General features: G+C 64.5%; 13 protein-coding genes and 2 tRNA genes. 12 read left to right on the plus strand and 3 right to left on the minus strand.

Annotated elements, in window-relative coordinates:
* Positions 1 to 11: 11 nt before the first annotated feature.
* A tRNA-Arg gene (locus tag N2K99_RS10280) sits at positions 12 to 84 on the minus strand.
* A 282-nt stretch (positions 85 to 366) separates the two neighbouring features.
* Between N2K99_RS10280 and N2K99_RS10285 the strand changes: the two genes are divergently transcribed.
* From N2K99_RS10285 to N2K99_RS10305, 5 genes are all read left to right on the plus strand, one after another.
* The gene (locus N2K99_RS10285) at positions 367 to 1,194 is read left to right on the plus strand and encodes a DUF4397 domain-containing protein (protein ID WP_227921003.1); all 828 of its coding nucleotides are present in this window, start codon (positions 367 to 369) and stop codon (positions 1,192 to 1,194) included.
* An 87-nt stretch (positions 1,195 to 1,281) separates the two neighbouring features.
* Entirely contained in the window at positions 1,282 to 1,962 is a 681-nt protein-coding gene (locus tag N2K99_RS10290) for a class F sortase (protein WP_227933692.1), read from the plus strand.
* Positions 1,963 to 2,024: 62 nt separating this feature from the next.
* The gene (locus tag N2K99_RS10295) at positions 2,025 to 2,597 is read left to right on the plus strand and encodes an RNA polymerase sigma factor (RefSeq protein WP_227920999.1); all 573 of its coding nucleotides are present in this window, start codon (positions 2,025 to 2,027) and stop codon (positions 2,595 to 2,597) included.
* Positions 2,578 to 3,411, plus strand: coding sequence for an anti-sigma factor (locus tag N2K99_RS10300; protein ID WP_227933693.1), 834 nt, complete (start codon positions 2,578 to 2,580; stop codon positions 3,409 to 3,411). Before N2K99_RS10295 ends, N2K99_RS10300 begins: the two co-directional genes overlap by 20 nt.
* A 20-nt stretch (positions 3,412 to 3,431) precedes the next feature.
* Positions 3,432 to 4,169 carry a M50 family metallopeptidase gene (locus tag N2K99_RS10305; protein ID WP_227933694.1) on the plus strand — a complete coding sequence of 246 codons (738 nt, stop codon included), beginning with the start codon at positions 3,432 to 3,434 and terminating at the stop codon, positions 4,167 to 4,169.
* A 13-nt stretch (positions 4,170 to 4,182) separates the two neighbouring features.
* Here N2K99_RS10305 and N2K99_RS10310 read toward each other — a convergent pair whose 3' ends face one another.
* Positions 4,183 to 4,602 (minus strand): DUF3224 domain-containing protein, encoded by a 420-nt coding sequence (locus N2K99_RS10310; RefSeq protein ID WP_227920992.1) that lies wholly within the window; start codon positions 4,600 to 4,602, stop codon positions 4,183 to 4,185.
* Between the two features lie 118 nt (positions 4,603 to 4,720).
* On the opposite strand from N2K99_RS10310, the gene N2K99_RS10315 reads away from it, so the two are divergent.
* The gene (locus N2K99_RS10315; protein WP_227933695.1) at positions 4,721 to 5,986 is read left to right on the plus strand and encodes a glycosyltransferase family 87 protein; all 1,266 of its coding nucleotides are present in this window, start codon (positions 4,721 to 4,723) and stop codon (positions 5,984 to 5,986) included.
* On the opposite strand, the gene mptB is transcribed toward N2K99_RS10315, so the two are convergent.
* A complete protein-coding gene (gene mptB / locus N2K99_RS10320) occupies positions 5,949 to 7,493 on the minus strand; it encodes a polyprenol phosphomannose-dependent alpha 1,6 mannosyltransferase MptB (RefSeq protein WP_227933696.1) in 1,545 nt (514 codons plus the stop codon). The genes N2K99_RS10315 and mptB overlap by 38 nt on opposite strands.
* 241 nt (positions 7,494 to 7,734) lie before the next feature.
* Between mptB and N2K99_RS10325 the strand changes: the two genes are divergently transcribed.
* The 6 genes from N2K99_RS10325 (at position 7,735) to N2K99_RS10350 (ending at position 11,924) form a co-directional block, all read left to right on the plus strand.
* Positions 7,735 to 8,343: a hypothetical protein gene (locus tag N2K99_RS10325; RefSeq protein WP_227933697.1), complete on the plus strand. Its 609-nt coding sequence runs from the start codon at positions 7,735 to 7,737 to the stop codon at positions 8,341 to 8,343.
* A gap of 93 nt (positions 8,344 to 8,436) precedes the next feature.
* A complete protein-coding gene (orn, locus tag N2K99_RS10330) occupies positions 8,437 to 8,997 on the plus strand; it encodes an oligoribonuclease (protein WP_231711868.1) in 561 nt (186 codons plus the stop codon).
* Between the two features lie 140 nt (positions 8,998 to 9,137).
* A tRNA-His gene (locus N2K99_RS10335) sits at positions 9,138 to 9,213 on the plus strand.
* A 186-nt stretch (positions 9,214 to 9,399) separates the two neighbouring features.
* Positions 9,400 to 9,852 carry a DUF6507 family protein gene (locus tag N2K99_RS10340; protein ID WP_227933698.1) on the plus strand — a complete coding sequence of 151 codons (453 nt, stop codon included), beginning with the start codon at positions 9,400 to 9,402 and terminating at the stop codon, positions 9,850 to 9,852.
* A complete protein-coding gene (locus N2K99_RS10345; RefSeq protein ID WP_227933699.1) occupies positions 9,852 to 11,150 on the plus strand; it encodes a hypothetical protein in 1,299 nt (432 codons plus the stop codon). Before N2K99_RS10340 ends, N2K99_RS10345 begins: the two co-directional genes overlap by 1 nt.
* Positions 11,151 to 11,177: 27 nt before the next feature.
* Positions 11,178 to 11,924 (plus strand): hypothetical protein, encoded by a 747-nt coding sequence (locus N2K99_RS10350; RefSeq protein WP_227923758.1) that lies wholly within the window; start codon positions 11,178 to 11,180, stop codon positions 11,922 to 11,924.
* The last annotated feature ends 387 nt before the right edge of the window (positions 11,925 to 12,311 follow it).

The following is a 12,311-nucleotide window of genomic DNA, read 5'->3' on the forward strand; positions in this document are numbered from 1 at the left end:
CGACTGCTGAGTGCCCCCGGCGCGACTCGAACGCGCAACCTACGGATTAGAAGGCCGTTGCTCTATCCATTGAGCTACGGGGGCAACCACACGATGATACTACGGACGCCGCAGGCTCCCGTCCGGGACCGTTCCCGCACGGCACTTCTGCGCGCGTCCGTTCCCTGCCACACCCGCCGCCACCGTCCCGGGCTTGGCTCGTCGAAGTACCGGGCTTCGCCCGTCGAAGTAGGGCTTGGCTCCTTGGAAAAACTTTTGCGGAAAATATCTCCGGTTCTGCATCCACGACGGTCCCTGCGGAAGTAGTAGGGGTGTAAGTCACGGAACCCGTACCCGAAAGGTGCGGCAGATCAAGGAGCTCAGACCATGCGCAAGACCGCTACCGCTCTCGCGACCCTCGGACTGGGTGCCGCCGCAGCCTTCTCGGCTGTACCGGCATCCGCTGCTGATTCCGACACGGCAAAACTGTCGGTACTGCACGGCGTCCCGGACACTCCCGTGGACGTCTACGTCAACGGCACGCTTACCCTGGATGACTTCATGCCCGGCGATCTTGCCGGGCCGCTGGAGCTGCCGGGCGGCAACTACCAGCTGGCCATCACGGCCGCCGACGCCGCCGACGCCTCCGCCCCGATCATCGGCCCGGTCTCTGCAGACCTGGCAGCTGGAGGCAACTACACTGCCACCGCCAACCTCGATGCCTCGGGCAACCCGACGGCAAACCTGTTCACCAATGACACATCCGCCGTCGACGCAGGCAAATCACGCCTGACCGTCCGCCACGTGGCCGCCGCACCGGCCGTCGACGTCCTGGCCGGCGGCACACCGGTAATCGAGGGCCTCACCAACCCCAATGAGAAGGCGCTGACCGTGGATGCCGGAACGGTTTCCGCTTCGGTCGCTGCAGCCGGCACCACCACTCCGGTGATCGGTCCGGCGGATCTGGCCCTGGCCGAAGGCACGAACACGATTGTCTATGCGTGGGGTTCGCTTGAAGCAGGGAACCTGGCCCTCGCCACCCAGACCATCGAGGGGCTGCACTCCGCACCGCAGGCTGTTCCGGGTGCCATGGAGCAGGTTGCCCAGTCCGGGGATGACCAGACGCTGACGGCGGCTGCCGCTGTCGGCGGCGTCGCGCTGCTCACCCTGGGTGCCGCCCTGCTGCGCCGCCGTGCCACGGTCAGCGACAGCTAAGCAGCACCCGCCCGATCCCCCCGATGCTGCGGCGCACCCCCTTTCCGCGCCGCAGCACCGGGGCCACCCTTTTCCGGAGGTCCATCCATGACCGTTGTCCCCCTGCGACGATTCGCCGCAGCGGCCTGCCTCTCCGCCGGCGTCCTGGCCGGTACTGCGGCCTGCAGCGGCGCCCCCGAGACCGCTTCCCCGGCGGATTCGGTTTCGACGGCACCCGCACCAGCGTCGACGACGGCGCCCGCGCCGACGTCGACGGCGGCACCAACCGTTCCCGCCACTGACATACCCGTTCGGCCCGCCGTACCTACCCCGGCGGAAGTTGTTCCCGAACCCGTGCGGGTCAGCGTGGAGGGAACCGGCATCGAGCTGGACGTGATCCCGGTGGGGCAGGAAGCGAACGGCGCCATGACGCTGCCGGACAACCATTACCAGGCCGGCTGGTACCGCTACGGACCCGCGCCCGGGTCCTCCCGCGGAGCAGCGGTGCTGGCCGCCCATGTGGACTCACGCACCGAGGAACTTCCCATCGCGGGCTTGGATGATGTCCCTGCCGGCACCCCCGTGACCGTGACCCGCAGCGACGGAACCGTCGTGAAGTACACCACCGAAAAGGTGCAGAACATTCCCAAGGCATCACTCAACGAATTTAATCTCTTCGACCGTGACGGTGCGCCGCGGCTGGAACTGGTAACGTGCGGCGGTAGATGGCTGGACTCGGTAGGTGACTATGAAGACAACGTTGTGCTCACCGCCGTACCCGTACCATAGTGGCTACCTCAGAGAGCTGCCGGATACCGGACGCAGCCCCGCACGGCAGGAGAACGGCACTGATGCCCACGGGCGCCCCAGATCGCGACGCCGCGATGGACCATGCCTTTGCGGCAGGGGACGAAGCGGCGCTGGCGGAGGCCTACCGCCGGTTCTCGCCCCTGATCCGCGCGCTGGCGCTGCGCAAGCTGCTCGATCAGGGCTCAGCCGACGACGCCGTGCAGGAAGTGTTCATCCGGGCCTGGAAATACCGGGACAGCTACGCACCTGACCGCTCCACCCTCGCCGCCTGGCTGGTAGGGATCGGACGGAACGTGGCAGCCGGTATGGCCACTGCCCGGGGCCGTTCTTCGGAGACCCTGATGGAGGCTCCGGAGTCCGGCAGGAATCCGGTTCCGCCCGCCGGTCCTGATCCCGACGGCGTGGCAGACCGCGTGGTGCTGGATGCCGAGCTGGCCAGGCTCGGGGAACCCCAGGGTTCCATCCTCCGCCTGGCCTTTCATGAAGACCTGACACATCAGCAGATATCGGAAACACTGAAACTCCCGTTGGGTACCGTAAAGAGCCATATTCGAAGAAGCCTTGTCCAACTCCGGCAGCGATTGGAGGTCAGCGATGCAGCATCTGCCACCTGAAGCGCTGGCCCTGTGCGCCCTGGGCGAGGCCGGTCCACAGGACACGGCGCACCTCGGCAACTGCGCCGAGTGCACCGCCGAGGTCACCGCACTGCAGCGCGTTGTGACCGCCGGAAGGACCACGTCAGTTCCCGAGGGGCTCCCCCGGCCGCCGTCGTCGGTCTGGGACGCCATCCACGCCCGGCTGGGACTCGGGGATGCCGTGCGCGCCGATCCCTTTGACGCCCCTACCTTTGACGCGGCTCCGTCCGCTGAGGCTGCGCAGGCATCGTCTCCGCCCGAGCAGAACGTGGAGGCCGGATCGGCGCCGTCTCCGGCGCCCGTGCAGTCGTCCCCGGCAGGGGCGACGCCGGTTCCGCTGGACGCCGCCCGGAGGCGCCGCGAACGACGTCGGCTCCCGCAGGTCCTCGGTGCCGCCGCTGCCGCCGTGGTGCTGGCAGCCGCAGGCACCTGGGGCATCTCCCGGATCCTGGCGGACCGCAGCGAAGTTATTGCCGCGGTGGAGCTGGCCCCCTTGCCTGCCTATTCGGAAACGGGCCGGGCCGAGGTGGACCAGCGTTCCGACGGCGGACGCGAGCTGGTAGTCACGGCGAGCGGATCCGATGCCCAGGGCTTCCGCGAAGTCTGGCTGATCGCCCCTGATGTTCAGCGCATGGTCAGCCTCGGGACGATGGAGGGCACGGAAGGCCGGTTCACCATCCCGGCTAACCTTGACCTCGATGAGTACCCAATTGTTGATATCTCGGACGAGCCCTTTGACGGCAATCCCACCCATTCCGGCGATTCCATCCTGCGCGGAGTCCTCGAGCTCTAAGCCCGCACTGGCGGCCGTCCGTGGATGAGTCTCTGGGCGTCGCCGCCGAGTGGTGGTCGCGGGTCCTGGCTGGCTTCGACCGCGTTCCGGCCGTGGAGCCCGGGCCCGGGGTGCTGCTGATGATTGCCGCCGCTGCCGCACTGCTGAGCGTTCCCCGGGCAACGTGGCGGTGGTTCGGGCTATTCGTGACGTTTGTCCATGAACTCGGCCATGCCTTCGCGGCGCTGATGACCGGGCAGGTAGTGAAGGGCATCCGCCTCCGCTTTGACCACTCAGGAGACATGCGTTCCCTGGGGCGGGGCGGTTTCCCCGCAGCTTGGGCCGGCTTCTGGGGCTACCCTGTTCCGGCCGTGGTCGGTGCCGTCCTGGTGCTGGCGGCGCTGGGCGGCTGGTCGGGTGCGGCACTGTCGCTCAGCGCCCTGGTCCTGGTTGCTGCCCTGCTGTTCATCCGAAACGGCCAGGGGTTCATAATTGCTTTCGGCTGCGCGTCCGTGTCTGTGCTGCTGGTCTGGTTCACTGCCCCGCCGGTGGCGGGCTATGTGGCCATGTGTACGGGTATCGCGCTCCTGGTGGGCGCTGTCCGGGACTGGCTCAATGTACTGAGCGTCCACACACGCCGGCGCCGGAACCTGGAAAGCTCCGACGCCTACATCCTCTTCCGGCGTACCGGGGTTCCTGCCGCCCTGTGGCTGGCGGGATTCGCCCTCGTCATTGCCGCTTCGCTCGCGACGGCGGTGTTCGCCGCGCTGGGCGCCTAGTCCGCCCGCGGACCTAGGCCTGGGGAGCGGGGAAGGTTACCCGCAGCTCGAGCCGGTGCTGGCCGTCTTCTTCCTGCGTGTAGATGGCCTTGCCGGAAATGCCGGCGAGGTCGTCGGTGCCGGAGCCGGGAATGATGTGCCCGGAGCTCGCCGTCGCAGTTCCCTCGGCCAACCCCCAGTGCTGGATGACCATGGTTCCGGAGCGTCCCGCTATGGTTCCGGCAAAGACCTCGGAGCCCACATAGCCAGCTCCCATGGAGTTGCCGGCCATAATCAGGTCCGCGACGGAAGTCCCGGTGATGTCACCCTCGTAGATCTTCACCGCCCGAACCGTGGAGAGTTCGCTGTTGGTTCCTTCCACCTGGTACGGCGTCGGTTCCCACTCCGAAACGTCGAAATCCGCCACAATCACTTCTTCAGTTAGGTCGGTCATTACTCCAGTATCCCGTGTCCGGCGGCGGATTGCATGCCGGGTGCCGCGCTTGGGTAGCCTTATCGCTGTGCACGGACGCGGCACGGCAACGGATTTACCTAAGGAGCACCACCCTCGCATGACCCGGAAATCGGCATCCCAGCATCATCGGTTACTCCGCCCCGCCACCCTCTGGACAGTATTTGCCGTAGTCCATCTGGGCTTCCTTGCCGCCCTCGCGACCCGCATCCTCGGCGGCGATGTCCTCAGCGATGTGGGCTTCTACCGGCTGTGGGCGTTCTCGGGAATCCAGAACGGCTACTGGGTCGGGATTGACGGCGGCTGGGTCTATCCCATAGCGGCGCTCCTACCGATGGTCCTGTCAGCGGTCTTTGGCTACGATGCCTACCAGTTCACCTGGTTCCTGCTCTTCACCGCCCTGAACGCGGCCGGCGTCGCGGTCCTCGCACGGCGCGCCGGGACCCAGGGCATCGCCTCCGCCTACTGGTGGCTGGCCGTCACGGCACTGCTCGGACCGGTTGCCGTGGGGCGCGTGGACGGACTCACCGCACCGCTGGTGATTATGGGCCTGCTCTTCCTTGCCACCCGTCCGGTCCTGGCATCGGCCCTGCTGTCGCTGGCTACCTGGATCAAGGTCTGGCCCGCCGCCGTAATCCTCGCGGTGCTCGTAGCGTGGAAGAAACGCCTCACCCTGCTGGCTACCGGTGCCGCCGTGTCGGCGGTTATTGCCGTCGCCGTGGCACTCTCCGGGGGCCTTTCCCACCTGCTGAGCTTTATCGGTGAACAGGGCGCCCGCGGCATGCAGATGGAAGCGCCGTTCACCACGCCGGGGCTCTGGCAGGCAATCCTCGGATCCTCCGACGCATACATTTTCGAAGACAAGGTCATCAACACCCGTGAAGTCCGCGGAGCCCTCGGCGAGCCCGTGGCCGCGCTGATGACGCCGTTGCTGGCGCTGGCCGCCCTCGCCGTCGTCGGACTGCTGATCTGGGCGCTGCACCGCGGAGCCGATTCCCGTGCCCTGCTGATCTCCGGCTCGCTGGCACTGGTGAGCGCGTTCATTGTGTTCAACAAGGTGGGATCGCCGCAGTTCATGCTGTGGCTGGGCGCCGTGGTCGCCGTCGGACTGGCATGGGAAGGCAAGGCCTGGAAGGTACCCGGGGTACTTATGCCGGCAATTGCCGCGCTGACCACGCTGGTCTATCCGATGTTCTACTCTGCCCTGTACAACGACCTGAACATTGCCGTCGCCCTGCTCCTGACCGCCCGCAACATCCTGCTGCTGGTGCTCTTCGGCTGGTCGGTGGCCCGGGTCATCCGCCTTACCCGGGCCGGCGGCGAAAGCCTCAGTGCGTCCGAAGTTCGCCCGGAGCAGGCTCCGTAAGCTTTTTGCGGAACAGGACCTTGGTCTTGGGATCCAGGAAGATCAGGTAAAGGGCGAAGCCCAGCGCGATCACGGCAGCGATCTGGCGGGCCGCGCTGAGGCTGAACTCAAAGTAGGGCCAGATATCGAGCTGGTCGCTGATGGCGTAGACCATGAAGAACGACACGAACAGGTACAGCGTCTTCGCCTGCCAGTCGTCCCGCAGGCCTGTGACGGCGAACAGCGGGATGAGCCACACGACGTACCAGGACTGGATCATCGGTGCCAGCATCACGATGGCGGCGAAGGCCAGTGCCAGCCGCCTGATCATGCGGCTGTGCTGCCCCACGAACATCTGCCACAGCACAATCCCCACGGAGGCCACGCGTCCGATGGTGTGGACAATGTCGGCCAGGGTCCAGCCCGGCAACCCCAGGGCGTTGCCCAGGGTTGCCACCAGCATGCCGGCGAAGCCCACCGGGGCGTACCAGATCCAGACACTGCCGGGCGTGCTCAGGGCGCCCACCCAGCCGAAGCCGAAGCCGTTGATCAGGCCCATGATCCACAGCAGGCCCAGGGAAATACCCGCAGTCATGAACCAGTAGACAAACTTCCGCCGCCACGACGCGTTCTTTCCGGCCCACAGCAGGCCGATGAACGGAAGGAAAATGATGGTGATCGGCTTGATGCCGATGGACAGGGTCACCAGCAGGATGCCGGCGAGGGCCCGGTTGGTCGCGGCCAGGTACAGCCCGGCCAGTGCCAGGCCGATCATCAGGGCATCGTTATGGACTGCGGCGATGAAATTAACCAGGAACAGCGGGTTGGCGGCGGTCAGCCAGAGGGCGCGGTTCGGGTTGATGCCGTGCAGCTCGGCCAGCTTCGGCACGTAGTAGATGCAGAGGGCGACGCCGAGCAGGGCTATCAGCCGGAACAGCAGGATCGAGAACTCAGGCTGGCCGCCGGTAATCCGGACCACGAGTTCTTCGATCCAGAGGAAGACCGGCCCGTAAGGGGTGGGGCTTTGGGCCCAGAGATCATCCGCGCCGAGCTGCAGGTAGTTGGAGATCTGGGAGTAGCCGTCCTTGTACGGGTTCAACCCGCTGACCATCACCAGTCCCTGGGCGATGTACGCGAAGACATCCCGGCTGAACAGCGGCAGGGCAACGCACATGGGTGCCGACCATGCGATCACGGCGCTCAGCACTACCGGCCGCGACTCCGGACCCCAGCATCCCTTCATCCGCTGGCCGAGCCGCAGCCAGGACCGCACCAGGAGCATCCCGCCCGTTGCCAGCATCAGCACAGCGGCTACGGCGCCGATGGGCTGATCGAAGCGCATCCAGATAATCAGCGGATTGCTCCGGAGATTGGCAGAAGCGAGCGACAGCCAGCCCACGCCGAATGATCCGAAGAGGATCAAAAGGGAACCGATGAACCCCTGCAGGATCGCGATGTTGGGGCGGTCGGCTTTCGCTATCTCCGTGCCCGGAGACGAAGGCTCGGTCGCGGGGACCTGGGCGGTCATCTACGTGGTTCCAATCTCTGGGTGACACTGTGTCCTGCGGGCCTGTCGGCAGTCAGGGTCCGGTACCTGCTTCGAATGCGGGCATGAAAATGCCCGGGTACCGTAACAGGCTGATATTAGCACCGGGCCCTGCGCTTGCCCGGGTCGTAGCCGACGCGGCCGCCGTCAATCCTGTGAGCCGGACCACCGTCGCATACACTGGTGTTTCTGTTGTGACAAACGAGGCAAGGCGGTATTGGCTGTGGGGCGCCACCGGGCAACAACGATAAACAAACCCGTAGGGATCCGGGTCGCGGCAGCGCGGCCCGTACTGCCGCAGGGACGCAGTCCGGAACTGCTGGCGTGGGGTGTCTTCCTCACTGCCGTTGCCGTCGTCGCGATGTTGTGGGTCGAGGTGCCTTGGGGCACCGTGACGGCCGCGTCGGCGCTGTTGTTCCTCGCGTTCGGGCTTAGCTGGCTCTTCGCTCCGCCGCGTACGACGACGGCGGCGGCCTCCGCCGTTCCCGTTCAGGCTCTTCCGGCTCCGGCGGTGCCTGCTCCGGCAGCGGTTCCCGCCCCAGCCCCGCCCACCGTTGCTGTTGCATCTCCCGCATCCGCGGCACCGGCCACTCCGCATGCCCGCACCCGTTCCGCAGACCGGACCCGAAACGCGCCGCACGGACGGCGTGCTGCCGCCGCCCCGGTGTTTCACGAGATGCCCGCCGAGCCGAGCCGCTGGACCCGCACCTTCGGACCGCCCGACACCGGCCAGATCCCCCTGCAGCCCTACCTGGCCGGCGTTCCCGCGAGCTACGCCACCGCTGACAACGACCTTCCGGACCGGCGCCAGCGCAGCCACTCCAGCCTTTAGCCTCCGGACCCTTTCCAAGGACCAGGTGGTCGAAAGCGGTACATTGGAGAAGTGCCAATAACAAATGAACGTATGGTCTGGATCGACTGCGAAATGACCGGCCTGGACATCAAGAACGACGCCCTGATCGAAGTAGCCGTCCTCGTGACGGACTCCGAGCTGAACATCCTCGGCGACGGCGTGGACGTGGTCATAAAGCCCGATGACGCCTCGCTGGCGCAGATGGGTGACTTTGTGCGCCAGATGCACACCACCTCCAAGCTCCTGGACGAACTGCCCCACGGCATCACCATGGCCGAGGCCGAGGCCGCCGTCGTCGAATACATCACCAAGTGGGTGCCCGAGCCCAAGAAAGCGCAGCTCGCGGGCAACTCCGTGGGGACGGACAAGATGTTCCTGGCCCGCGACATGCCCGAAGTGATCGATTACCTGCACTACCGGATCATCGATGTATCCACCATCAAGGAGCTTGCCCGCCGCTGGTACCCGAGGGCCTACTTCCAGGCGCCGGCGAAGAACGGCGGCCACCGTGCCCTCGGCGATATCCGCGATTCCATCAATGAGCTGCGCTACTACCGCGAGGCTATTTTCGTCCCCGCGCCGGGGCCGGATTCCGCGACTGCCAAGAAGATTGCCGCAGGGATTTCGAGTTAGCTCCATCACAAAAGAGCCGTACGGCGCAGGACGTGTCAAAAGCATTCCAAAAACCGTGTAAGCTTGATTCCGCTGCCTCAGATAAATGAGTCCGCAAGACCACTCGCCTGGACTTCGCGGATGAACGTTTGAGGCACATGGTGGGTATAGCTCAGTTGGCAGAGCGCCTGGTTGTGGTCCAGGAGGTCGCGGGTTCAACCCCCGTTACTCACCCCAAGAGAAGGACTGAGGGACGCCGGAAACGGCGTCCCTCAGTCGTTTAAGCGTTGCTGCGGGAAAATCATCTTCACTCCCCTACCGGCAACCGGTCCCGGCGCGGAGCGCGGACAGAACTCCCCATTGACATGCCTGCCGGCGTCGGTTTTGATTGCCGCACATCAGCTTATGGGGGCAGGCTCAGTCATGAAGTTCGATCTATCCGTACAACAACAGCAGCCAGGACCCGCGGAGGCATCCGGGTCGGGTGACGGCACCTACGACGTCATGCCGGAAGCCGTCCGTCAGGTCCTCTCCGACGTACAGATTCAGGCCGCCGAGTTCGGTCAGCTGACCGGCGAGGCCGCTACTGAAATGATGGAACTCTCGCAGGCCTGCAAGGCACCTCCCATCACCGCAGAGCTCTCCTCTCTTTACACGTACGTCATGAGGTGGGCGATCAATATCGCCAGCCGCCGTACGGCCAATGCCGTCGTCGCCGTGTCTCAGGCGGTTAACGCGCTGGCGCAGGGCGACGACCAGATGAGTGAGTCCGCCCGCAGCGCTGCCGCCCAAGCCGCCCAGGAACACGCAGATGACGCCCCCGGCGCTGCGGACAATCCCCGCAACACAGGGCGCGGCCCCGCGCAGGCCTTCTGATGGCGTTCGGGCTGGAGGAATTCGCCGAACGACTCCCCGACGCGGCGGCGATACTTTCCCACACCACAGCGGTCCACCGTGTCGTCAATCGTACGGATGCCGCGATGGAGGGGATCGAACAAACCTGGCTTCGGCTGTCGCAGCCGGGCGTTTATTCGGTAACCGGGGACGAAGTCGTTTTCACGGCCCTGCAGCCGGCGCGCACCGCAACGTCGGACCTGGTTGAAACAGCCACCGAATTATCCGAAGCCATGGCTAGCTATGCTGACGAAATCGATTCACTGAAAGGCCGGTACACGGACCTCAAAGCCCGGGTGGACAGCTTCGATGCGGAGCACCCCTGGACGGAGAAGGCCGACTGGAATGACGACGACGAGGCTGTCGCCGAGCACAACGTTTTAGCTTCGGAGTCGGCCCGGCTGCTGGCGGATCTGGATCAGGCGCAAAGGGACGCAGCGAACCGGATCGCCGCGATCTCCGGAAGCAGCCGCCGTTACTCAGAGGGCGGGGACGGCGAGGAAATCGGGTACGGACGTTCTCCGGAAGACCGGGTGGCCGGCATGGGCGGCCCCATGGAAGACGGCGATTTTTGGCTGGTGGACTGGTGGGAGTGGACCGGACGCAACCGCGAACGTGTCTGGGACGCCGGCAACGAGGTGCGCGAACGTGTCTGGGACACCGGCAAAGAGGTGCGCGAACGTGTCTGGGACACCATCAAAGACGGTTTCGTCCCCGGCATCCCGAACAAGGGCCCCAGATTCCGGGATGGCAAAGGCTCCGCCGGGGGGAAGGACTTCGCCGACACTTACAGTCCCAACGGCCGGGATCCGGCGCACCAGCCTCAGGTCGGCGACCCTGACGGAGGCAACGGCTCGTTCCAGGATATAAAACCACGCAGCATCAACGGGGCCCCCGAGCAGCAATACATAACGGGCATCGACCGGATACACGAAACGCAAGCCCGCGAATACGTCGTTCATAACAAAGACGGCGTCGGGATTGCTTTCGACGGCCACACATGGCGGGGGGATCCTCCCGTAGAAGTTTTTCAAGAGGTAAAAGGGCATCTGGATTTCCTGGACAATATCAAGCCTGCTCTGCTGACAAAGAGACTGGACGAAATGGTTACTCGGGAGCTGGTGCCCCAGATTGATGCGCTGAAGCACTCCGGAACACCCGGATATGTCCATGAATTGGTATTTACCGAAAAGGTAGTCATGGATACCTTTGAGCAGGTCATGAAGCGATACCCCCTGCTACGGAAGGACATCGTGGTCAGATTTGAGCCGATGCCGTGAATACCATCAGTCAGGTAGGTTGACTCCATGAAACAGACCGTTGCAGAACTCTTTACTCCCGAGGACGGCTGCGCCTTTATTCCGCTCATGTGGGGTGGACGGAAGGAGACGTCCACAGAAGTACTAGTCAGGGCCACAGCGACTATGTCCGCGCTCACTCACGCGGTGCCGAAGGAGCTCGCTGTGAACCCCTTTTGGATGCGGATCGCGGACGATGGGCTGGGCTATTCCCCCGCACCTAGTACTTTAGACGGCCTCCAAGAGCTAGTGCGCAAAGAAAATGAAAAACCGACTGGGCCAACGACGCTCCAACTGCTGCTCTTTGCAGACAACACGGATGAAGGTCTCTTGGCTTCCTTCAACTTGAATGCTGGGGCTGAACAAACCTATGTAGGGAACAGCTGCACTGTCACGCTCGAACAGGGGTACCCCCTCGGGCCTGTTGATGCAGCTGAAAACCTGTTCCGGGAGTTGATTCGGATCTGGCAACCCGAGACGGCGATCTTGTGTACAGACCGGACAATCGCGGACATAGGAGATCTTTATGACACATATGCCGGGTATTTGAGTTGGGTTTCGGCAAGTGCCACTGATGTCCCTGGGTATCTGACGTCAGCCAGGGCGGAGCATTTCGGTGACGGAGTCGTGCTCGCGGCAAAACACTGGACGGTGGACGGAGTGAGATGCATGCACCAGGAACTGCTTGCCGAAAGCGTGCCGGCGCTAACTGCGATAGCCGCAGTCCAGGTCGTCCCGCAGTTTCCGCCTAAGTGAGCGAAGCACTTGACGCAAGGCGCACCCCACCCACTTGGGGGGCGGGGGGCTCGTCGCCTACATTTCGGGCGTTATGGTGCCCTAGTGCTCGATGCCCCACTCCCGTTACTCACCCGAACCGCAACCATGGTAGTGTTTCAGCCAGATTTAGCAGTATCTAACACAACAATCAATGTTCCGTTGGTTCAACCGAAACCCGCTAGATTCCGGGGCTTTCAGGGGTAGTGAGCGTCTGGTTCAACCCCCGTTACTCACCCCAGGAGAAGGACTGAGGGACGCCGGAAACGGCGTCCCTCAGTCGTTTAAGCGTTGCTGCGGGAAAATCATCTTCACTCCCCTACCGGCAACCGGTCCCGGCGCGGAGCGCGGACAGAACTCCCCATTGAC

The organism is Arthrobacter sp. zg-Y1110, from assembly GCF_025244865.1.
GTDB lineage: Bacteria > Actinomycetota > Actinomycetes > Actinomycetales > Micrococcaceae > Arthrobacter_B.